20 protein-coding genes are annotated in these 21810 nt (G+C 66.1%); 6 read left to right on the top strand and 14 right to left on the bottom strand.

Annotation, left to right across the window (positions count from 1 at the left end; genetic code table 11):
- The 8 genes from cas2 to AAC134_RS20630 form a co-directional block, all read right to left on the bottom strand.
- Nucleotides 1-215, bottom strand: a 215-nt coding sequence (gene cas2 / locus AAC134_RS20665; RefSeq protein ID WP_339951101.1) for a CRISPR-associated endonuclease Cas2, incomplete at its 3' end; no start/stop codon positions are given.
- Nucleotides 216-218: 3 nt separating this feature from the next.
- Nucleotides 219-1259 carry a type I-C CRISPR-associated endonuclease Cas1c gene (gene cas1c, locus AAC134_RS20660; RefSeq protein WP_339951099.1) on the bottom strand — a complete coding sequence of 347 codons (1041 nt, stop codon included), beginning with the start codon at nucleotides 1257-1259 and terminating at the stop codon, nucleotides 219-221.
- Entirely contained in the window at nucleotides 1256-1882 is a 627-nt protein-coding gene (gene cas4 / locus AAC134_RS20655; RefSeq protein WP_339951097.1) for a CRISPR-associated protein Cas4, read from the bottom strand. Before cas4 ends, cas1c begins: the two co-directional genes overlap by 4 nt.
- Nucleotides 1883-1920: 38 nt before the next feature.
- Complete coding sequence (gene cas7c / locus AAC134_RS20650; protein WP_339951095.1) at nucleotides 1921-2874, bottom strand: type I-C CRISPR-associated protein Cas7/Csd2; 954 nt, start codon at nucleotides 2872-2874, stop codon at nucleotides 1921-1923.
- Nucleotides 2871-4634 carry a type I-C CRISPR-associated protein Cas8c/Csd1 gene (gene cas8c, locus AAC134_RS20645; RefSeq protein WP_339951093.1) on the bottom strand — a complete coding sequence of 588 codons (1764 nt, stop codon included), beginning with the start codon at nucleotides 4632-4634 and terminating at the stop codon, nucleotides 2871-2873. The genes cas7c and cas8c overlap by 4 nt, the downstream gene beginning before the upstream one ends.
- Complete coding sequence (gene cas5c, locus AAC134_RS20640) at nucleotides 4631-5329, bottom strand: type I-C CRISPR-associated protein Cas5c (RefSeq protein ID WP_339951091.1); 699 nt, start codon at nucleotides 5327-5329, stop codon at nucleotides 4631-4633. Before cas5c ends, cas8c begins: the two co-directional genes overlap by 4 nt.
- A gap of 82 nt (nucleotides 5330-5411) precedes the next feature.
- Nucleotides 5412-7655 carry a CRISPR-associated helicase Cas3' gene (gene cas3, locus AAC134_RS20635; protein WP_339951089.1) on the bottom strand — a complete coding sequence of 748 codons (2244 nt, stop codon included), beginning with the start codon at nucleotides 7653-7655 and terminating at the stop codon, nucleotides 5412-5414.
- A 5-nt stretch (nucleotides 7656-7660) separates the two neighbouring features.
- On the bottom strand, nucleotides 7661-7987 hold the full coding sequence (locus AAC134_RS20630; protein ID WP_339951087.1) for a helix-turn-helix transcriptional regulator: 327 nt from the start codon (nucleotides 7985-7987) through the stop codon (nucleotides 7661-7663).
- A gap of 1551 nt (nucleotides 7988-9538) precedes the next feature.
- On the opposite strand from AAC134_RS20630, the gene AAC134_RS20625 reads away from it, so the two are divergent.
- Both AAC134_RS20625 and AAC134_RS20620 read left to right on the top strand, forming a co-directional pair.
- Complete coding sequence (locus AAC134_RS20625) at nucleotides 9539-11224, top strand: AIPR family protein (protein ID WP_339951085.1); 1686 nt, start codon at nucleotides 9539-9541, stop codon at nucleotides 11222-11224.
- A gap of 531 nt (nucleotides 11225-11755) precedes the next feature.
- Nucleotides 11756-12292: a hypothetical protein gene (locus tag AAC134_RS20620; RefSeq protein ID WP_339951083.1), complete on the top strand. Its 537-nt coding sequence runs from the start codon at nucleotides 11756-11758 to the stop codon at nucleotides 12290-12292.
- Between the two features lie 622 nt (nucleotides 12293-12914).
- On the opposite strand, the gene AAC134_RS20615 is transcribed toward AAC134_RS20620, so the two are convergent.
- The 6 genes from AAC134_RS20615 to AAC134_RS20590 all read right to left on the bottom strand — a co-directional run bounded on the left by AAC134_RS20615 (nucleotide 12915) and on the right by AAC134_RS20590 (nucleotide 15687).
- Nucleotides 12915-13328, bottom strand: coding sequence for a hypothetical protein (locus tag AAC134_RS20615; protein WP_339951081.1), 414 nt, complete (start codon nucleotides 13326-13328; stop codon nucleotides 12915-12917).
- 265 nt (nucleotides 13329-13593) lie between these two features.
- Nucleotides 13594-13890, bottom strand: coding sequence for a hypothetical protein (locus AAC134_RS20610; protein ID WP_339951080.1), 297 nt, complete (start codon nucleotides 13888-13890; stop codon nucleotides 13594-13596).
- A gap of 1 nt (nucleotide 13891) precedes the next feature.
- A complete protein-coding gene (locus AAC134_RS20605) occupies nucleotides 13892-14122 on the bottom strand; it encodes a hypothetical protein (protein ID WP_339951078.1) in 231 nt (76 codons plus the stop codon).
- A 27-nt stretch (nucleotides 14123-14149) separates the two neighbouring features.
- Nucleotides 14150-14485, bottom strand: coding sequence for a hypothetical protein (locus AAC134_RS20600; RefSeq protein ID WP_339951076.1), 336 nt, complete (start codon nucleotides 14483-14485; stop codon nucleotides 14150-14152).
- Entirely contained in the window at nucleotides 14482-15153 is a 672-nt protein-coding gene (locus AAC134_RS20595) for a ParA family protein (RefSeq protein ID WP_339951074.1), read from the bottom strand. The genes AAC134_RS20600 and AAC134_RS20595 overlap by 4 nt, the downstream gene beginning before the upstream one ends.
- A gap of 195 nt (nucleotides 15154-15348) precedes the next feature.
- Complete coding sequence (locus tag AAC134_RS20590; protein ID WP_339951072.1) at nucleotides 15349-15687, bottom strand: hypothetical protein; 339 nt, start codon at nucleotides 15685-15687, stop codon at nucleotides 15349-15351.
- A 1386-nt stretch (nucleotides 15688-17073) separates the two neighbouring features.
- Between AAC134_RS20590 and AAC134_RS20585 the strand changes: the two genes are divergently transcribed.
- The 4 genes from AAC134_RS20585 (at nucleotide 17074) to AAC134_RS20570 (ending at nucleotide 21687) form a co-directional block, all read left to right on the top strand.
- The gene (locus AAC134_RS20585; RefSeq protein ID WP_339951070.1) at nucleotides 17074-18054 is read left to right on the top strand and encodes a hypothetical protein; all 981 of its coding nucleotides are present in this window, start codon (nucleotides 17074-17076) and stop codon (nucleotides 18052-18054) included.
- Nucleotides 18051-18605 (top strand): hypothetical protein, encoded by a 555-nt coding sequence (locus AAC134_RS20580; RefSeq protein ID WP_339951068.1) that lies wholly within the window; start codon nucleotides 18051-18053, stop codon nucleotides 18603-18605. Before AAC134_RS20585 ends, AAC134_RS20580 begins: the two co-directional genes overlap by 4 nt.
- A gap of 44 nt (nucleotides 18606-18649) precedes the next feature.
- The gene (locus tag AAC134_RS20575) at nucleotides 18650-19795 is read left to right on the top strand and encodes a hypothetical protein (RefSeq protein ID WP_339951066.1); all 1146 of its coding nucleotides are present in this window, start codon (nucleotides 18650-18652) and stop codon (nucleotides 19793-19795) included.
- Nucleotides 19796-20595: 800 nt separating this feature from the next.
- Complete coding sequence (locus tag AAC134_RS20570; protein WP_339951064.1) at nucleotides 20596-21687, top strand: site-specific integrase; 1092 nt, start codon at nucleotides 20596-20598, stop codon at nucleotides 21685-21687.
- Nucleotides 21688-21810: the final 123 nt, after the last annotated feature.

The following is a 21810-nucleotide window of genomic DNA, read 5'->3' as shown; positions in this document are numbered from 1 at the left end:
CGACGAATGAGGATGAAGACAGGAGCAGCTTGACCACCAGGACCCCAATCAGAGAGGGCTCTCAGCTTCGTCCACATTGCGGGCTCCACCTCGATCTCGAATACCGAAAACTGCACCCGCTGGCCGTGATCCTGGCAAGCCCGGGCGATCTGGCGCAGGCGACGGCGGCCCTCGGCGTCGGTCGTGCTCACGTCGTAGGTCACCAGCACCATCATCGCTCAGCTCCAGAACCAGGGCGGATAGGCGTCGAGATCGCCACGAAGGTGGCGGGCGAGGAGCTGGGCCTGCAGGTGGGGAACGAGGCCAAAGGGCGCGCGCTCCTGCACGAACGGGTGCAGGCGCTCCTCCTTGCGGCGCTCCTGCCACGCGGTCAGGACCGTGCGACGCGCCTCGTCGGTCAGGAGCGTCGCGCCGCCGTCCATGCGGCGGAAATCGGCTGCGCGGAGCTGGCGGCGGTTGATCAGCGACAGGGCCAGGCGGTCGGCGAGCGGCGCGCGCAGCTCCTCCATCAGGTCAAGCGCGAGGCTCGGGCGGCCGGGACGGTCGCGATGCAGGAAGCCCACCGCAGGGTCGAGCCCGACGCCTTCGCAGGCGGAGCGGCAGTCGTGCACCAGCAGGGTGTAGAGGAACGACAGCAGCGCGTTGACCGGGTCGAGCGGCGGGCGACGCGAACGTCCGGTCCAGGCGAGCTCGGGGTCGGGGGAGCGAATCAGGTGGTCGAACACCGCGAAATAGCGGTTGGCGGCCTCGCCCTCCGAGCCGCGAAGCGCCTCTATGGAGGCATCGGCGAGCTGCGCCCGGCGCAGGATCGCGGCGAGGCGCGCGGCGGCGTCCTCGATGGCGGCGCGGTCCGAGGCCGCCATCTCGGCGCCGTGGTCGCGCAGCGCGCGGCGCAGGACGGCGCGCTGGTTGGCGACCTTGCCCATGACGAAGGAGCGCACGATCTCCACGCCCTCGGGACCGTCGGCGGCGCGATATTGCGCGCGACGCAGCAGAACGTTGCCGGAGACGGGTCCCTCAACCCGCGCCTGGAAGCGGCCGGCGCGGTCGAGCAGGACGATCGCGATTCCGGCCCCGGAGCACGCGCCAATCAGCGCGGGCGAAATCAGGATCGGTCCGAAGGCGACGACCGCGCCCAGCATGTGCAGAGGGATGCGGGTCTTCTCCGCCCCCTCGATCTCGGCGACCAGGGTCTCGCCGTCCTTCTTGAGCGCGGCGCCCTCGGTCGTCACGTAGACGGTGTTCAGCAGCTTTTTCATGCCGAACCGTCCTCCAGCAAGCGGGCGGCCATCCGGTCGCGCCAGGCGAGGGCGGAGCGCGAAACGGCATCCGGGCGGCAAAGTTCGACAAGAGAGCAGGCGCGGCAGCGAGCGCGATGCGGTGTGGGCGGCGGCGTGACGCCGCCGGCGAGAATTCCGGCGAGCTCCCGGACGGCCGATTCGGTCAGGGCGCGGAGATCTTCATCGAAGGTCACGCGCAGGCGTCTCTTCGTCTGCGCGTAGAACAGCGCGCCGTCGGAGACGGACGCCCCGGTCATTTCCTCGAGGCAAAGGGCCTGGGCGCAGAGCTGGACCTCGTCGGCCCGGTGCAGCTTGGGCTTGCCGCGCTTGTATTCCACCGGCAGCGCCGTCTCCCGCCCGTCGGGGCCGGGGGAGAACTCCACCAGGTCCGCGACGCCGGCGAGGTTCAAGCGGGCGCTGCGCAGCGGCAACGCATGGACCCGCCGCAGACCCTTCGCCCGGCGCGTCGCGCCCTTGTCGGAGACCGCGTGGAGAACGTCGCCCTCGGCGGTGAAGCGGTTCTCGGCCCAGAGCCGCTCCAGATGGATCAGCGCCGCCTGGCGCGGGCAGTATACGACGTGCTGGAGGGCCGAGATCGGCATCGGCTCCTCCTGCCGCCCTCGTGCGCCGGGCGGCGGCATCAGACCATCTCGAGGATCTCGACCCCCGACGGCAGGTCGTCCCGGTCGATCTCGATCGAGTAGTCGGAGAAGCGACGTGCGGGCGGCAGGTTGTCGAGGCGCGCGTCGATCTCGCGGAATGCGCCATCTACGCGGCGGCCGATGCGAACCCGTTCGAAAAGGCGATGGGCGGGCGCATTGCCGAGCGCGCTGTCGTGGCGAAAGACGATGAGGCCGCGGGTCGACATCTCGCCGCGCGCAGCGGAGCGATCATGCTCGAACATGTTGACTAGGGACTCGAACAGAAGCTCGAGGTCCGCGTCTGAAAAACCGGTTCGCTCGGCGAACTTGGCGGAGACGAAGCCGTGGGCCGCGTAGAGACCGTAAGGAACGATGTGCTTGCGGCCCATGGTGCGGTTGTCGGTGCGCGCGTCGCCGTCGTCGCCCTCGGCCCGCTGCTTCTTCTCAGCCTCGTTGGTCGCGGCCATACGGGTGATCGAGATCTCGGCCGGCAGGATCGGTTCGACCGAACTTGCGAAGGTCATCTGCACCGGGCCCTTGACCTGACCACAGTTGACCCCGGTCGACATCACGGCGCCAAAGGTGCGCACGTCGAAGAAGTTGGCGCACATGAAGTCGCACAGTTCGCGCGCCTCTGTATCGTCCTTGGGGTTCAGCTTGGCCTTCGAGTCCTCTACCTTCTTGTCGTCGGGGCGGAGCGCCCGGTAGGCTTGTCGGTGCTTTTCGTTTAGGATCGCGCCTTCTTCGACATAGATGTGAAACCCGTCCTGTCCGCCGCGGGCGAGATCCACGTAGTTGCGGATCTTGCGCTTCAGGCTGACGTCGGTGACGAGGCCATGGTTCGTCTCCGGGTCGAGGCGGGGCAGGTTGCCCGCGTCGGGGTCCCCGTTCGGGTTGCCGTTGGTCACGTCGAACAGCAGCACGAAGTCGTGTCGGCGGGCGAGGGCGGTCATGCGACGGTCTCCTGAGGCTCGGGTTCGGCCCCGGCTTCGGGCCGCTTGCGGAAGAAGTCGCTGCGCTGATGGTAGTAGCCGAGGCCGAACAGCGCCTGCTCGGCCATGGGCAGCGAGACGGGATAGGGCGTGGCGCCGGGCGACATGCGCTCCATGATCGCGGCGAGCTGCTTCTCGAGGTTCACCGATCGGCCCGGGTTCAGCTTGCGCAGCTTCTGCAGGTGGTTGGCCGAGCCGCGGTCCAGCAGGCTGAACACTTTCTGGGGCGTCGCGGAGGCGGAGCCGTAGAACTTGTCGCGGATCGTCGCGTTCACCTGGCCGCCCAGCGCGGCGCGCTGGATTTCCTCGTAGACGGCGAAGAGCCGCCCGAGCAGATAGCCCCTGTCGTCGCAGTCCGGGTCGAGCGCCACGGGAACCTCCCTGTTGAAATTGCGGACCAGCACCGCGCGCATCATGCCTGCGCGCAGGGCGTCGAGACGGCCGTCGGCCCGGATGCGCACGAGCGCGAGCGTCAGAAGCGTCAGCGGGTAGGGCGTGCCGGCCAGGATCGACCGCATCCAGTCGCCGGCAAGCGTCGGGGGCACGTTCTCCCGCTTGCCCTGCGCGGCGAGTTCCAGCAGCCAGCGCCAGAGCGGCGGGAACCCGTCTCGCGGCGGCGGCGAGACGTGGGTGTCGGCGAGGAACCGCTGGTAGTTCGCGGTCAGTCGGCCGAAATCGTCCGCCCAAGCGAAGCGGATCGAGAGGCGGGCGGCGTTGGGCGCGAAGCCGATCACATGGAAGCGGACGCCCGGCAGATGCGGCGCGACCTCGTCCAGCCGCCGGCCCTCACGGATCCGCTTCAACTGCACGCCGATGCGGCGGGCGGCGGCGGCGTCCTCCGCCGCGGAGGCGGCGGCGGGGTCGAGAAAGGCCGCGAAAAGCGTCTCCGCCTCCGCCTCGGCGGCGGGTTCAGAAGCCTCCGCCCAGAACACGGTCGAAGCGTCGCCGATCTGGATGCGGTGGCCGGAGTCGCGCTCGAGGAACCGGTTCAGCGCGGTGGTGTAGGCGAAGGCGGCGGCCTCGGACACGGGGGCGTTCTCGCCTTGCTCATGGCCGTAGGAGGCGAAGGCGTCGAGGTTGAAGGAGACGAGGCTGGCGCCGGAGGACTGCGCGCCCCAGACTCCTTTCACCGAGGGGTGCAGCCGCGCGACCGGACTGGGATCGCCGGTGACGAGGCAGATGCGCGCCTCCGCCGCGCCTTCGGCCTTCAGGCGCTCCCAAAGGGCGCGGGCGGCGGGTCGGTCGTGCAGGAACCGCTCGCGCCGTTCGGAGGCGAGGGCGAAGACGAGGTTCTGGTCGAGCAGATCCTCCGGCCAGAGAGGCGGCGCGAAGGCCTCGGGCGTCCACGCCGACAGGAAGCGCAGGAGGGCGAGCAGCCCGTCGTCGTCCGTCCCCGCCAGCCGCTCCTCGTGAAAGCGACGGAACTCGGCATGCTCCTGGGCCGTCCGTTTGCCCTCGCCCGCGGTCACGCCGAGCACATACGCGCTCTTGTCCCAAAGGAAGTTCGGGGAGATGCCCGCGGTGCGCTTCACCGCCTGCGGGACCATCAAGGCCCTCGGGCTGCGCTTGCGGTCCGTGTCCCTCAGATCGATCGGCTTTTCCGCCACCATGCCGTCGGAATTCAAGACGATGCAGAAACCGATCTTCTCGGTGGAGAAGCCGAAGGGCGGGGCATCCGGCAGCCGCGCGCAGGCGCGGGCGAGGGCGGCGAGGACGCTCATCTCAGCACCTGGGGCGAGCCGGGCGGGGGGACCTCCATCACGCCGTCGACGAGCCCTGCGCGAAAGAACATCGACGGCCGGCCGGGGGCGGCGTGGTCGATGTCCCACAGCATCAGCCCCAGATCGCGGGGGACGCCGAAGCCGAGCTCATGGGTCTCGGCCTCCGGTGTCCGGGGCGGGAGCGGCGCGTCGGGCTCGACCAGCGCGAAGTCGGCGGCGAACTCCCGCGTGCCGAGGCAGGGCTGGTGGAAGCACTGGCCGCGGGCGGCGCGGCGGTTGAACATGTCGAGATGCTTGCCCTCGCTGTCGTCGCGACCGGCCTTGGGGGTCAGTTCGAAATGGGCCTCGATCACGTAGGCGGGGTCGACGAGCACGGTCGACGCGCGCTGCTGGCGATCCTCGTCGACCAGGAGCTGCAGGCCCTCCAGGTCCCCGCGCTTCATCGCGCGCTTCGCGCTCGACGCGGGGATCTTGTGGCCGACCTCGTTGCGGCGGATCGACTGGAAGCGGATCGGCGAGAGCACATGGATGCGGTCGATCACCCAGCGGATGGCAGGCTTCCAGTGGATCGCCTCTAGCACGCCGCGGGCGGCCGAGGGGGTCATCACGTCGTAGCTGACCCGTTCCACCTTCATCTCCGGCCGGGTGAACAGGGCGTGGCGGCCACGGACGTGCAGACGAATCCCATAGGTCATTGCAAATCTCCCTACCGTGATGATGTCTCAAACATGAACAAACGCAAGCGAGTTCCCGAGACGGCCCGCCCACTATGGTTGATCAGATCATCGTCTGCTCCGCTGCCAGATACTCCGCATCCTCCCAGATCAGGCCGGCCTCCGGCCGGTAGAGCGATCGGGTCTGGAGGACGCAGAACTGGTCCCCCCGGACCTGCGGAGCCGCGAAGGCGGCGTGGCCCGCCGAAATCAGGCGCTCCCTCGCCTGGGGCGGAACCAGGACCACATGGCGCTGGAGCGCCCGTGCAAGGGCGCCGGATGGGATCTCGGGGACGTGCAGGCGCTCCAACGTCCGTTCGGCCTCTGCGCCCCAAGGGGTCACGACAGGAAGCATCGTCGTCTCGATCATCCGGAATGCCTCCGCCGCATCGCGGAAGGCGAAGTCCGTCCCGCGGGGCGAAACTTTGAAGCGCCCGTAGATGCCCTTGCGATCCAGCAAAGCGCCCTTGCGCCAGTAGACGTCCGCGAACCAGTCCTCGATGGCGTCGAGGGAAAGCTGGCCCTGGGCCCGGTCGAGGGCGCTGCGCATCGCCTGCGCGAGCGCACGCACCTCGGCGGAGCCCGGATGATCGGGCGCCGCGAACACCGTCACGATGCTGTCCTCGAGAGGGCGCCGCCCCTCCCGGTTGCAGCGCCCGGCGGCCTGCACGACGGCGTCCAGGCCCGCCTCCGCACGCCAGACCTTCGGAAAGTCGAGGTCCACCCCGGCTTCGACGAGGCTCGTCGCGATCAGGCGGCAGGGTTTCGGGTCGTCGGGATGCAGGCGCTCTCGGACCTGCGCTAGGATCTCCTGACGGTGGGCCGCGCATTGCCGCGTGGTGAGGTGGATCAGGCCATCCAACCCCTTCCGCTCCGCGGCCCGATAGAGCTCCAGCGCATGGGCGCGGGTGTTGACGATGACCAGCGCCTGTTCGGTCGCCGCCAAGGCCTCGACGAGCTCGGGATCCGCCATCGGCCCCTCCAGCCGCACCCGGGCGCGACGCAGCCGGCGGGCGAGGGCGACCGGGTCGGGCGCTAGCTCGCGCCCCTCCAGCTCCAGCCCGTGCTCCTTCAATTGGCGGCTGTCGAAGGCCGGCTGGGTCGCGGTGCACAGGACGATGCTGCACCCGTAGCGCCGGGCGAGCGCGTCCAGCATCCGCAGGCAGGGGATCAGCAGGTCGCGCGGCAGGGCCTGCGCCTCGTCGAGCACGATCACCGAGCCCGCTATGTTGTGGAGCTTCCGCGCCCGCGACGGCCGGGCTGCGAACAGGCTCTCGAACAGCTGCACGTTGGTCGTCACGACCACCGGCGCCGCCCAGTCCTCCATGGCCAGGCGCAGCTTGTCGCGGCCCTGGCGCGGCTCTCCTCGCCGGTCGCGGTCCTCCTCGTCGATGGCGGAATGATGCTCAAGCACGACGTCGCCGCCGAACATGTCGCGGAAGATCGCGGCGGTCTGGTCGATAATCGACGTGAAGGGGATCGCGTAGATGATCCGGCGCAGCCCATGCGCCCGCGAATGGTCCAGCGCGAAGGCGAGCGAGGCGAGCGTCTTGCCCCCGCCCGTGGGCACGCTGAGGGTGAAGAGCCCCGGCTCGCGCTGGACCTGATCCCGGACGTGGGCGAGGACGCCGCGCCGTAGAGCGTTCAGCTCTCCGTCCTGCGACAGGCTGGCGAGCTTCGCCTCCAGCGCCTGGGTCAGACGGGGCGCGAGCGTCTGAAGGTCCGGCCAGTCGCGGTCGGGAACCCGTCCCTCCCGGGCCGCGTAGAACGCCTCCGTATCGCGGAAGTCGGCGTCGACGAGGCAGGAGAAGACCATACGCGCCGCCAGGGAGAGCTCGAAGGCCGCATGCGGCTTGTCCGCCTTCGCGAATAGCTCCGCGGTGGCGCCGGCGAGTTCGACCGTCAGTTCCGCCCGCCAGACCGGGTCGAGTCGATCCACGAACTTCTCCAGCCGCCGGTCCACGCAGGCGTCCGTCTCGTCGAGCCGGTTCGACAGGCCCGCGTGGTGGCCGAGGATCGCATAGGCGAGCAGATCGGCAGCCGGACCTTCCGCCCGCCCAGCCAGTTCGCCCAGCAGGGCCGCTCCGGCGGTGGAGTGATCGACGCGCTCGGCGCCGCCGGCGAGACGCCGGCCGAACGCGGGATCGTATTTTCCGAGGTCGTGAAGCAGTCCGGCGATCGACGCGGCGCGGGCAAGGCCTAGCGGCCGCCCCCGCTCCTGAGCCAGCGCCGCAACCTGAATCAGGTGCTCGGGAAGTGGCTGCCAGTCGCTCTGATCGCGGGTGGGGGTGGAGTGGGCATAGTGCATTTCAATCAACTCGGGAGGAGACAATGGCGAGCGTCTCGCTCATCGATACTGGTTGCGCTACTCCGATCAAGCTCGCGCTCCAGGGTCTCCCAGACTTCCGGCATATGCTCCTGAACGACGAGGCGAGTGAATGCGGCCGGGTCCGCCCCACAGGCACGTGCAAGCGCCGGAGCCCGTTCTATCGGAACCTCCATCTCGCCCGTCTTCATCATCGAGATGACGTTCCGGCGTTCCAGGCCGACCTCCTCCGCGATGGCTTTCTGCGTCTTGCCGCTCTTCTCGAGCATGGCGGCGAAGGCGGCCTGGACGGTGGGAGGGGCTGCGCTGGTCATGACTGACTCCAACTGCTGATCAAGTTGGCTTAAGTATAGCCAGTGCTAAATTATCCTCGAAACATCAGATGATTAACCTGCCCCTGCGGTGGCTGACATGGGCGGACGGACCACCTGCCAGCGGAACCTCGATGCCGGCCCCCTCCGGCGCGGCGCGCTGTTGGTCACCCCGATCTCCATATGGAGAGCAACCACCTGGACCGGATTTTTTCGGAGGGACGGCTCAATGCAAGACAGTGCGGATCTCTAGGACTTCGCATCCACGGGAGCCAGAGCGGGGAGCGCGGGTGGGAGCGGCTCGCATTCGCCGCGGTCACAGGAACAGCGAGAGCGTCATCTGGGGTGGCGTCCTGGCGACTGCTTAAACCGCGGGCGGTATACGGACCCGTCCACGGCCTTTCCCTGTGGCGCCCAGCCCATGGCGTCGGGGCGCCGGGTGCGAGTCCGCGCGGCAGGTCCGCCTCCCGGCCCGAACCCGCGGAGATCCTGTGTTGACCGCGCGTCTTGCTCCAGATCCGCCTAGCAGGCTATTGGCGCGCTGAAGCGTCCGTGAGCGCCGCTTGCGGGTTCGGCGCCCCCGGGGCCCGGAAAACTCATGGCGGGGCTGCCAGCCCCTTCTCCGGCGCGCTACGGGGTCATGGCGTAGCCACCCCGCGATGGATTACCTGCCGGCGAATTTGATCACCTCGCCTGCGGAGGCGGCGCAGGTCCCAGGGTTCATCATCGCGTCGCGCTCTATCGGGTGGACGACTTGTCAGCGACGGACCGGGGTCGTGATCATGGTCGCCGCCCTCGCGGCCGCTTTTCGCAGCAGGAGCAGGGGCGATGGACGCCACGATGCCGACAAGTCATGAGGGCGTTGCTCGCCGCACGCCGCGACGCGGAGGCCGACGCGCGAGGCTTCGCCACATCGATGCGGCCTGTCCGCCAAACGTCTGCGCCCTTACTCGGCTTGGCGTCGAGAACAGGCGCCCCTAGGTTGATAGGCGACTGGAGAGCGTCGCGAGCTTCGCCGCGAACCGCCATCGCGACCAGGTAGGCGACAGGCGACGAACTCGACCATGAATTCCGGCAGGTCGGGCCTGACCGACACGAGGATCTCGTGACCGAGAGGTCAGGCTCGCTTGATCTCGACGCGCACGGCGACGGCGGTCGCGCCAACTGCTCCCCTCTCGAAATCCAACGGTTTCGAGACGGCCGCCGCGAAGGGCGGAAAGCGGCCGCTCGCGGCGTCCTGGACTAACAGCAGCGAAGCGCAGGAAGCGGCCGCCGCAAATTACTGCCATAGGATGCCGAGGATGTGCATGATCGGCCGTTTCCTGTCGGTCACGCTAGGAACGGGGGAGGTCCATATGGTATCCTAAGCTGTCGCTCAAGCAAGATGCGGCGCCCCGTCGGGAAGCCATCGCTCGTGGATAGAGTTGAGCCCGGCGTTTTTAGGAGCCACCCCCATCAGGAGATGAGAAGTTATCGACCTCGACGCGGCCATCCCCTATGATCATGAGGCCCCAAGACTAAACGCAACCTGTTCATCATAGCAGGACACACAAAGTGAAAGCAGAAGACCTCAGGCACAGCAACTTTTCTGACGTTTTGGAGAAGCACTACTCAGGGCGTGCGTCAGACTTTTCTAAGCGATTCCTGAAATGGTTCCTTGAGAACATTTTCAGGCTTGATGAATTTATGGCAGATGACGCCTGCGTCGACGCTAAGCACGATAAGGGCGTAGACGCAATTTACGTCGACAATATCTCTGAAATTGTTTACGTTATGCAAGCCAAGACGAAAACGAGTGATAAAGCCACGCTTGGGGACACTGAACTGAAGGACTTTTTCGGAACGCTGGTTCAGTTTAGCAGCAAGGAGAATATCGAAGATCTTGCTGGAGAAACAAAAAATGAACGCCTTAGGCAGGCGATAACGAGGAATGAGGTAGCTGAGAAAGTCGCTGCTGGTTATGATGTGCAAGGCATTTTCATAACTAATGTTCCAGCAAATAATGATGCTCACACTTACATTAAAAAAGTGGACATCATCGACTTATATGATGCCGCGGAGATTGCCTCGGACTATGTAGATTTGGATGTCGATGGCGGCATCTCTGAAAAATTTAAATTTGACGTTTCCGACAGTGACGTCATCGAGTATGACGCTGGAGGGGCCTCCGCTCGAATTTTTCTTGCACCCGCACTGAACCTCACAAAGATGGAAGGAATATCGGACGGCGCTCTTTTCGAGCAAAATGTGCGACTTTCCCTTGGAAACACCAAGGTCAATAAGAGCATTAAGGCAAGTATTCGAGAAAAATCAGAGCACGGAAATTTCCCTCTTTATCACAACGGCATTAATGTTCTTTGCCGGGAGATAATTGACGAGAGCGACCAATTTATAACCGTTGAGGACTATGTGGTAGTCAACGGTGCACAAAGCCTTACCTCACTGCTTTCTGAAAGGGCTAAGATCACTGATGACCTCAAGATCCTTGTCAAACTAATTGAGGTCAAAGGCGACGTTTCTCTATCCCAAAAAATCACTCGAAACAGCAACAACCAGAACGCGATCAAAGCTCGCGATATGAAGTCCAACCACAACTTGCAGAAACGCCTCAAAGCTGAGGTAGAGAAAGTAAGCGGGGGCAAAATTGCATACGAGATAAAGCAGGGAGAGAACAACAAAGGAAAGGAGGTAATTTCCAACGAAGCGGCGGGCTTGGTGTTGCTGGCTGCCGACCTTGAGCAGCCTTGGAGTTGCCACCAAAAATACAAGATAATGGATGACCTACATTCAGAGATCTTCGGGCGTCCAAGTGTTACCGGCGCAAGGGTCGTTGCGCTATGGAAGTGCTTTCAAGCGACACCTGATGCCTTGAATGAGTTGGAAAATAGATCCTTCGCGAATTACACGCTTACTAAATTCTTTCTGTTTTTTTCCGTGATTGCAATCATAAAGGATAGCGCAGAGGGTTTAGAAATTCTAAGCTCTCTTGATCAAATTGCGAAGGATGGTCGACTTGATGAGCTTGCCGATGGCTTTGCAACTTTAGCTGAAAATGCGGCCATCGACTTAAACGCCGAAGTCGCGCCAGAAGACGACGAATACTTCGACTACAAGAATGATTTGAAAAGTCAAAAATGGTGTAGGGCAATGTCAGCGAAACTGCTCGCTCAGCACAAGAAGGATGTCAAGCGCGACAAGGCTGAATCGGTTGCAGGAGCCTTCGACCATTTACTTGAATAGCAGAATTGCTTAACTCGGTAGTGGTGTTGCGAATGCAGTCGTTTTCATTGAGAGGCCATGCTCTCGCCGTAAGCTTTACCGCTTCACACGTTGATCTGGCCCACCCAAAAAGAGGGCTGCGTTGATGGCGCGACCATCGCACTATGGACGATCGCGCCAAGCGCTGTGAATGGCCGCTTCCCGCCATTCGTGCGTTGAGCCCTGACTCATTCCGCACTACGCGCGAATGTCCGAGAAGGGCTGACACCGGTCATGCGCAGCTCCAGGCGCGAATGTGCTGAAAGGGCCGTTTGCGCCGTTCCGCCTCGGCGAAGATCGCCGGCGAGAAATCAGCCGCATCCACGTCCGATTGCTCAGCAAGGGAGGCGACGCACGGCTCTGCAGCCATTGCGCCGCGGGCCTCTTGCTAAGGAGGTGCGCTCTCCACCGCGCTCGTAGGGGTCCATCAGGACCCGCAGCATGTCCGCGTAGGTGCGCTGCTCCCCCTTGCACAGCGCCTTGAACTCGTCCGCGATCCGGCGCGGGCCGCGGATGCTGAACTGGAATCTCGTCGCGCGGCAGGCTGGCTGGTCTGGGCGGACCTCCCAGGGCGACGCTCTCGCCAAGGAGGTCGAGCGCCTCGCGGGCGAACGCCTCGACGGTTTCGATCTCTTTTCGGCCCTCCTCGCCTTCGCGCCCGGCCCGCGCATGGAGATCCTCGCACGTGGAGAGAAGCGATGCGAAGATTGCCATTTCGTCGAGCCCGGCGCCGAGCAGGCGCACGCCCTCCATCGTGGCGAGCTTCCTGGCGATCTCCGGACGGCGTGGACCGCGGGGAGGTCGCGACGGTGCGAGAGCGGCGCCGCGTGGGGTATCTCGCGTTCCGCGACTTCTCCGGCGCCGCGGAGCGTGGCCATGGCCAAGGGCATGGAGGCGATGTCGTCGAACCGTTCGCTCGGCGGAATGACGACCAGGCCGCTCGCGGCCAGGGTGGTCACGGCGGCAGGCGCCTTCATGGCGCCGCGGTCGATGATCACGTGTCGGGCGCGGGCGGAGGCGATATCTTCCTTGGTCAGGTCCGCTACCTGAATGTGCTTCCTCGTGGTCGCGGGCGGCAGGGCCCGAGGCGCTCCCAGGCGGTCAGCGACCCGGTCCCGCCGGGGTCGATGATCTCGACCAAGCCGATGCGGGCAAGCTCAAACGCGAGAAAGAGCGCGACGATGACCTTGCCGATCCCGATCAAATTCTGATCGCGGGGCAACGACGTGCAGTAGCGAGGCGGCTCGGCGACCGAGTTGCTCGGACGCGGGCGCGAAGGTGAGCTCAGTCCGTCTTGCGCTATTCGTTCCGACCTCGGACGGTATACGGACCCGTCCGCGGCCTTTCCCATCGGCGAGCGCCGCGCGCGATCTGGGCCGAGACAGCGCGCCGACGCGGGCGGGTCGGCCGAACGCAAATCGCGCCGCCGCCGCCCCAATCGACAGAAGGCCCCCAGGGGCGTCCGAGAGCGCTGTCAGCGCACTCCGCAGACCTGATACCTGAAACTCACTCCCGGGGCTGCAGACCCCCTTCCAGGCGTTCTGCAGAGGCGCTGGGTGAGCCGTGGTGATAAATGCAACGCTGTGCGACGATCCGAGCGCATCTCGCTGCGTCGCGGCGCGCCGGACACTGCCGTTCGTCTTCTTGATCCTGGCCCTGCAGGTGCTGGGAGTCAGGCGCTGGACGAGCTGTTCTTGCAGGCCTCCATCAGTATGCGAAGCATGTCCGCATAGGTTCGGCGATCGACCTTGCAGTGGGCCCGGAAGTCGTCCGCGACCCACTTGGGGCCGCGCACGGCGAACCGAACGGCAGTCTCGTCGCGCTGCGGGAGGGTCGGCCGAGACGTCGCTGGCGTCGGTGCGGCCTTGCCTGAGACGACCCCTCCACGAAGCGAGAACACCTCGCGCATCAACGCGTCGACGGCCGCCATCGCCTCCGCATCGACTTCGCCGTCCCGATCGAGCAGCGCGCAAGGATCAGCGCCGGTCGACAGCTTGTTCGCCAAGACCTCCCTCTCGTCGAGCATGGCGTCCAGTAGGCGGCCGCCCTCCATTCTGTGCAGCTTCGCAAAAAGGGTCAGCGGCACTCGCGCGCTTGATCGCGCGCACCGCACCGCGCACCGGAGTGATGTCGTGCGGACGCCACAAAGTTGGAGCAACCAAGAGCCAAGCAGCGCGCGAGAAGGGCAACGTCGAGCCGCCCCTCGAACTTAAAGACGATTAGAAGAAACTCCTACCCAATCTTCATCAATCGTGCCCAACGCCCATAGGCGGGCGACCCCCGCGGGCCGCGGAGAGTAGTTCTTGGGGAGCGCGCCGCGCGATGGCCCGGTTCACGGCCGGCGGCAAGGTTCAATCGTTCTCGCCGCTCGCCAGCCGGGCTTCGTCTTCCGTCCGCCGGCTTGCTTGCTCCATGGCGGCTCGTTGCCCGACGGTGCGCTCCAGCGCCTCCGGGGCCATCTCGCCCGTGATGCGCGATCCTTCGGGCGAGAGGGCCCCGACGACGGACGTCTTGGCCGCCGGCTTGGCGGAGCACTGCCCCGCGGCGACGGCCAAGTCATAGCGGTAGCGCAGCACCCGCGCGTAGATCACTCCGCCGATCATGAAGGCCAGCGGGATGGCGCCGATCAGAAAGTCGGTGAGGGTCATGTCATTTCTCCTCGACCATCAGAGGCATGTAGTGGGCGAAAATGCACCCCGCCAGCGCGACGACGCCCCGCCTGATCGACCTGACCTCGATCGCCGTCCCTTTCGTGACCGGATCTAGCAGGATCGCCGCGATGATCCCCAGAGAGAGGGTCTGACATCCGCTCGCAAGAAATTTCATGTGTTCGCTAAAGGTCTTGGGGCGCGTCTTGCGCACCGTCTTAGTGTCGCTCACCGCCCCGCCCTATTCGCTGTCCTCGCCTTACGCGCGCTGCATCAGCACCCGCAGCATGTCGGAATGGGTGCGGCGCTCGCGGGCGCAAAGATCGCGAAAGCCGTCCGCGATCCAGCGCGGCACGCGCACCGAGGACTGCACGATGGCGTTCGCGGGGTCTTCATGCCGGGGTTCGCGCGACGTCGCCCAGGGGTCGCTGGGAACGGGTCCGGGCTTGGCCCGCGGGATGACGTGGCTTCCGGCCGGCGGAGCAACGTCCCGCCCGACTTCGGCGGCCGGAGCGCCCTGCCCTGCCCCGCGCGGCGCGAAGTCGTCCAGGCCATCGGCTAGGTTAGAGGCGCCCAAGCCCTTGCGGCCCATCATTTTCTCGCCTCTTTGAGCAGCGCGACGACCTCTCTGGCAAACGCGACGGCGTTGAGGATCGCCTTGTCGATCCCGCGCACTTCGTTCGGATCCAGCTGGCGCAGCCCGCCGCCCGAGGAGAACAGCGCCGAGAAGGCGTCGCGCTCGTTGAGCTCCACGTTCATCACCCGCACGCCCTCGATGCCGCGCAGCTGGGCGGCGATGAAGCGGGCGGTGCGGCTCTTCACGGCGGCCTTGGTGCGCGTGAGCAGCACGGCGGCGGGGATGTCGCGCCGCCCTGTCCTGCCCGCCCGCTTAACGGCTCCGAGGGTGTCTACGGCCGCCTGGGCGTCCTGGTGCTGCTCCTGCGCCGGCACGAGAACCAGGTCACTCTCGGACATGGCGAAGGTCGCCAGCTGCGAGGCCATGCCCTCCAGGTCGACGATGACGAAGGGCGCTTTGCGGGCCGCGACGTCGATCTCGTCCTGAATCTCGCGCTCGCCCTTCGAGGAAACCACGGAGAGGCGCGCTGGCGGCGGCGCCATGGTGGACCAGGCGACGAGGGGCTGGTGCGGGTCAGCGTCGATTAGGATCACGTCCGCGCCCTCGGCCAGCTCGCAGGCCAGCACCAAGGCGGAGGTCGACTTGCCGGAGCCGCCCTTGCAGCTCGCGAAGGAGATGACCGGCATGGGAGCTCCCTATCGAAGTTCGCAGCGCATTAGGCAGACGATCCTGCGGATGCGTTCGCTTGAGAAAGAGGACGTTGCACGCCGAGGACGCCGTGGGCGTTTCGCGCATCGCCCTCGGACGGTTGCCGCGTGCTGGGGCGGAAGAACCTGGCCAGACCGCCGCCGCGCGCTTGGGCCTTGCGAGGGTGAAGCCCCTCATTTCGACCCTATAGCCTGTCGCCGCCGGCCCTCGCCGCCGCCCCCGGGCGGGGAACGATGTCGATCCAGCGGCCGCATCGTCTTCTCGAAGTCGCGGTGCAGTCGACGACCCAGCCAGATGACCGCGACCGCGCCGATGATGGCGCCGATCACCGGCATCACGGCGAGCAGCAGGTGTGTATCGGAGGCAGGCCAGGACCAAGCGAGATCGATCTTGGAGGGGCATAGGCAGAACGGGGCGATGCGGGAGAAGACCTCGCCGCCCTCGTGGACATCGGCAATTTTCGCCGCACGAAGGGCCGCGAGCGATGCAACCTGCGCCATGATCACGGCCATCCTTCCCCGGACCGCATCAATTCCGTCTCCGCTGCGCGAGGCCGAAGCAGATCAGGCCGCCCGCTCCGAGTAGGGCCGATGTCCAGCCCGCAGATGTTGCTTTCTGGACGAGAGGCAGGGCGGCGGCCATGAGCCCCATCAGCGGGATGCCTGGCCGGTCTAGCCTATGCGCGATGAAGCAAGCTTCCCCGCTCCACACCGAGCTCGGCGTCGCGCCCTGCACTCCGACACTTCTCGAAACGCCAATTCGCATACCAAGACCTGACGATGATTGCTGCTGCGAGACGCACCAATCTGGCAGAATAGGTCTATACTTAAAATGATTCTTTTATTGACCATCGCCGCGGAGAGTCATTAATGAGTTACTATTGGGCGCGTTCGCGACACATGGGCGCTGTGCAGGCGAATTGCGGGTTCAAGCCAATTGTTCGATCCTCGCAGAAAGCGGGTGGAGAGACGTTTGCCGTCGCACCTGTCATTCAAGCCATGAGCACCTATTTGGCGCCGCCATCGGCAAGCACGACTGGTCCACCGGGGTCGACGCGCTGGCGAGCCGCACCGCCAGGGTGGACTTGCCGGCGCTGCGTCTCGGGCTGGTGATAGCGATGAGAGCCATGGGGGATCTCTTCTTCGCCTGCTGCGTGACACATCCGACCGACGCCGGATCCGCCCGAGCCTACGAGCGTCGCGGGCTTGATGTCGTGGCGAATGGCAGAAGACCCCCGTGTGAACCGTGCGCCTAGCCGTCAACCCGAGAAAGAACGACGGAGCGGGCCCTTGCTGGTCGAGGGCCAGAACAACGGGCAGGCGCGTCGGCGGCCCCGTGTCGTAGGCGTCAGCGGTGACGCGCGGTGGACTGGAGCTGAAGAACGGGAAGAGCCCACATTGGCTGGCGCCTTGTGATCCGAGGTCTCGCAGCTCCAGCCCCAAGGACTGTCGTCACCGGCCTCGTCGTCGATCAGGTGCAGGGAGGAGGACGTCGGCTGCTCGGTCGATCACGCGAAATATTCAACACGAAACTTCTGATAATTCAGACTGAATGGCGACATCGTCGGGAAATCATCGCAACGGCGATGGCTATCCAGCCCGGCTTCCAATTGGTCAGCATAGCAAGCGAAGTTCTGACGTGCGGATCTGACATCCACCTCCTCAAGTGCCCCCAGGAGCCACGGAGGCGCTCCGTGGCGGCCGCTAGCTGATTTTCCCACCCAAACCATAGCCCGGCCCGACCGGCCGCCACGGGCCGCCTCAGAGAGCCTGTTGTGCGCGGAGAGCTGAGACGATTTTTTCACATCACGCGTGAAATCATGGCGTCACGCATCTTGATGGAGGAGGGTGCGGCCCACATCTACGCATTCGTGCTATCACAACATCACGGATGAACAGATGCCCGATCCGGATCGAATGCTCGCCGAGCACGCTGCCATCGAAGCCGCCGCCGACGAGATCCCCGACGTGATCGCCGATGCGGGGGACGACCTGCGCGAGACGATCGTCGCCGCGCACGCGTTCCATGAGAAGCTCGGCGGCGAGGAGATCGCGGAGGCCGCCGCGGAGACGACGGTCCGCCGCCTTCTCCCCCACCGATCGGACCTCCCGTGGCGTGATGCGCTGGAGATCGGCCGCCTGGAGCTGGTCAGCGAGACCCGCATCGGCCAGCTCCTGGAGGCGGCCGCCGTCTACGGCGAGAACGGCGCGCTGATCGCCCGCGGGCTCGACGTGGAGGCGAGGGCGGCGCGCATCCGGGAGATGATCGAGGAGGTCGTGGCCTTCGACGCGGCGCTTCCCCGCGCGGCCTGGGGCATCGAGGCGACCGGGATCGCCTACATCGCGCGACAGGCGAGGGGCCGCTGGGCGCTGGACCACGGGGAGCCAGTCGAGGCCGGCGCGCTCGCCGCCTTCGGGGGCGTCACGGAGCGGCGCATCCGCAACATGATGTCGAAGGGCGAGGCCGGGTTCGTGGTCGACGAGGGCCGCGTGACCGCCGCCTCCGCGCTCGCCTGGCTGAAGGATCGCGAGAGCTTCCGCCCGTCGGTCTGGCGCGACGACGCCCGCTTCGAGGCGCTGCCCCGAGCTGAACCGCTGGACCGGGACGAGCTGCGCTTCGTTCCCGTCACCGACAGGGGAGAGGTCTTCCATCCCGGACTGACGCGGGACGGCGCCTACGAGATCGTCGATGGCGACGCAGACCTGCGCGTGGAGGGCTACGAGAAGGCCCTCGCCCTCCTGCAGACACTCCAGCCGCCCAGTTGGCGTCGTCCGGGCCCGGGCGGCCGCTGGACGCGCGTGCGGGGCGTGAGGTGGGAGCGGATGACGATCACGGATCTCCGCGAACTCGCCGTTGAGCACCGCGGGGGCAGCCAATGATGACGACGCTGGGCCGCGGCGAGATCGCGGCGTCTCGCAGGTCTGTTCGAGACGGAGAAATACTCTCGAACCCCCGCTTTGCCCGAGCGATAGGCAACGCGCGCCGACGCGCCCGCCATAGCCGTTGGAGAAAACGGTTCGAAGCGTTGCACCCGGGCGGATTCGCGGAGGCGGTCGAGACGATCGCTCTGTGCGGTGATCTGGAGAAGTGCGACCTGTCGGAGATGCGAGCCGGCCTGGAAGACTTCGTCGACTGGCTGGACCGCGAGCATCACCAGCGCCGCAGGGGTCGTCCCCTTGAGCGAACGGAGCTCGTCCGCCTCTGGTTCGCCGTGGAGGGGGCGGCGAGAGCGATGCGCAAGCGCAGCGGGACGAACCTTCGGGAGTGCCGTGAGAAGGTCCGCTCGCCGGTTGTCGAGCGGGCCTGGTTCATTGCGCTTGGAGAACATCCCCCAAGGGCGGAGACCTTCCGCAAGCGGCTTCTCCGCGCGCGCAACGGTCCGCTGGCGCGGTTCGCGGCGTCGCGCCGTTCAAAGGGCCGCCTCGCTTGAAGACGGCGGCCTCCACTAAACAGTCCACCACGACGAGAAATGAAATGCCGAATTCAACGATCGAAGCCGACGTGCAGCTGACGCATGTCGGCGTCGCCGCTGCGGTGGACGGCACGCCGCTGCGGCTTATCTACGACCTGACACCCCACGGAGGGTCCCAGGGCCGCGTCCGCGGGAGACTGGTCGCCACCCCGCGGCTGAACCTGTCCGACTACAAGGTGAGCGCCTGCGTCGACTGGATCGACCTGAAGTTCAGGACGATTGACGCCTCGCAGAACCAGCACGTCTCGAAAAAGCTGCAAGCCTTTTCGCCGCGCACGCCGTTCGTGACCGATTGGAGCAGGCGCGAGGGCGCGGACGCCGGGACGCATAAGCAGTTCATCGTGCGGCTGCAGGAGCCCGGCGTCGATGTGCTCGGGATTGCGGACGCCATCGACAAGCGCTGGGGGCTGGACGGTCACGTAAAGATCGCGGGCCTCGAGGTCTCGCTGGATATTTTCCCCAAGGATGGGTCCGACGAGAAGCGCTGGTTGATGACCACGATGCTGGCCCGGTCCTACGTGCCGCTCACGGACTTCATGGGGCCGGGCCTCGACCAGATGCGGTGCTTCACGACCGGGCCGAGGGGCGAGACCGTGCCCAACATCATGATCCGGGGCGGCTCCGGGAGCGGCCTGGACGGGCTGGCCGGCGATCCCGCGAACCACCACCCGCCCATGGCGGACGGCACGACCTGCTTCGGCGCGAAGGGTGGCCCGGTGATGGTGAGCATCCAGAACAAGATCAGCGACCGCCGGATGGGGAGGACGGCCACGTCGCTTCCGCCGGAGCAGAGACGCACGCGCGTGGAGGTGCGGCTCCTGGGGGCGGGCCTGGAAGCGCTCGGTCTTCATGTCCTCGGCGATCTGGACCCCGCGCATCGCGTCACCAACTTCGCGCACCTGCGCCCCGACATCTTCAGTTTCCGGCTCCCGACTTTCGACCCGGCAGATCCGCGCGATGGGAAGCGACGGGAGATCTTCTCCAAGACCGGCGTCTACGGGCTGGAACGACACGAACTACCGGAGCGAGATGCCCGCCGGTGCGGTGCAGGAACCACGATCGCGTTCAGCGCCCTGAATGACCGACTTCAGCAGGCGCTGACCCGGCTCGACGATCGTTCGCGACGCGGTATCACAAGAGCGGCGTGAACGTCGTGGCCCAGCGCGGGTCCGAACCAGGACCCGCAGTTGTCCCGAAGACCGTCTCGCCGGCGTCGCCGTTCATCCGCCTCAAGGCCAAGTGCTCGATGGACCATTGGCTCTGTGGAGGGCTGTGGGCTCTCATGTTGTCCATCACTTAGTTGAGTCATTAGAGCAGGGCGCAGCGCACGACCAAGTTGCAGGAGAGCCGGCACGGGATTACGCCAGTAGACAAAGGAAGCGCCGGACTTCTGGAGCGTATCCAGGAAGAGCCGCGGCCGCTGGCTTCGACGCTGGAATGTCTGCGCTGATTGCTACGCAGGGAAGCTTGGTGGGACATAATACCTGCTCCTTCGACCACCGAGACTGGTCTCGAACCAGATCCAGCGGCGCGTCAACGCGCCGCAAGGCTACCAAGTCCCCATGGCGCAGATCGCCAGGCCGCCCGCTAGCATAGGGACCACCACCCCACTGGCATGAGCAAGCCGATCAAGGGCAGCGCGTTCGCGCGGCCGATCGGCTTGTGCACGATCGGCCGCCCGGGCGCCGCTCGCCCCAGTCATGGAGAGCGACGTGAGAACGATCAGCGGCGAGCCAGCGCCGGCCTATCCCCCACAAACTGACCGCCAGATACACGAGTCACGCCCCGAACTGCCCCGCCTCTACACTCTGGAGGAAGCTGCCGCCGCGTTGCACGCGAAGGTAACGGTCTCCTCTCTCCGCAGGGCCATCCACGCGGGGCGGCTCGCCGCCACGAAGATCGGCAGCCGCTTCTACGTCTCGACCAAAGCGATGAAGGAGTTCATCGAATGCCCCGTCCCCGTGGCCCAGCCCGTCTCCATCAACGCAAGGACGATGGCGCCTGGGTCATCGTCGACGGCGGCAAACAACAACGCACGGGCTATGGTCGAGGCCAGCATGCGGAAGCTCAGAGAGCGCTCGCGGACTACCTCGCCCAACAACGACCCGCACGGCACGGCCCTGCAGCGGCATCGGAAGTGACGGTCGGAGAGCTCCTGTCGGACTACCTCGATGAACGCGGGCCCGCCGTCGCGGATCCCGGCCGGCTGTGCGACGCGGTCTCGGCCCTCTCGCCATTCTGGGCGGAGCTGACGGTCGACAAGGTCACCCGCAGGGTCTGCCGCGACTACGTGAAGTGGCGCACCACCACGCCCAGAGAGATCGTCGACAAGGCAGGACGGACCCGCACCTGGCCTCCGGCGGCTGCTTCAACGGCACGCCGGGAGTTGGGGGCGTTGCAGTCGGCGCTGAACTGGGCCCACGCCGACCAGGTGCTCGCGCACCCGGTGAAGGTGACACTCCCGGAGAAGCCGCCGCCCCGTAACCGCTGGTTGACCCGCAAGGAGGCCGCGGCGCTGCTGCGGGCCGCCAGCCCGCACCTGAGACGGTTCATCCTGATCGCGCTCTACACCGGGCGGCGCCGCGACGCGATCCTCCGCCTGCGCTGGACCGAGGCGGTCGACGCCGGCTCGGTGGACCTTGCGAATGGCGTGATCCACTTCGAGGGCGCGCAAGAGCGTCGGACGAAGAAGCGCCGAGGATCCGCCAGGACGCCGCGCCAGTTGCAGGCCCACCTTCAGCGATGGCGGGCCGCCGACGGCGAGGCCGCGACCCACGTGATCGAATGGAACGGCAAGCCGATCTCGAGCATCAAGCGCGCATGGCGGGAGGCCCGCGAGCGGGCCGGTCTGGGCCCGGAGGTCACGCCGCACACGCTCAAGCACACGGCGGTCACGTGGGCCTTCCAGAGGGGCATCTCGCTGGAGGACGCGGCCGACTACTTCGGCACCACCGCGGCGACGCTGGAGGGGGTCTACCGGCAGCACAGCCCTGACCACCAGCAGCGGGCGGTCGCGATCATGGAGAGGAGAGCGGGGTGATTGGGGCGGTTTCGTTGCGCGTTTCGTTGCGCCTCGGTCCGGGAAAACCAGCTAAGTGCTGGTCGGAGTGAGAGGATTCGAACCTCCGACCCCTGCCTCCCGAAGACAGTGCTCTACCAGGCT

The organism is uncultured Albimonas sp. (assembly GCF_963977235.1).
GTDB lineage: Bacteria > Pseudomonadota > Alphaproteobacteria > Rhodobacterales > Rhodobacteraceae > Albimonas.
Note: the sequence above shows the minus strand (reverse complement) of the source record. Positions and strands in the feature narration are given on the sequence as shown.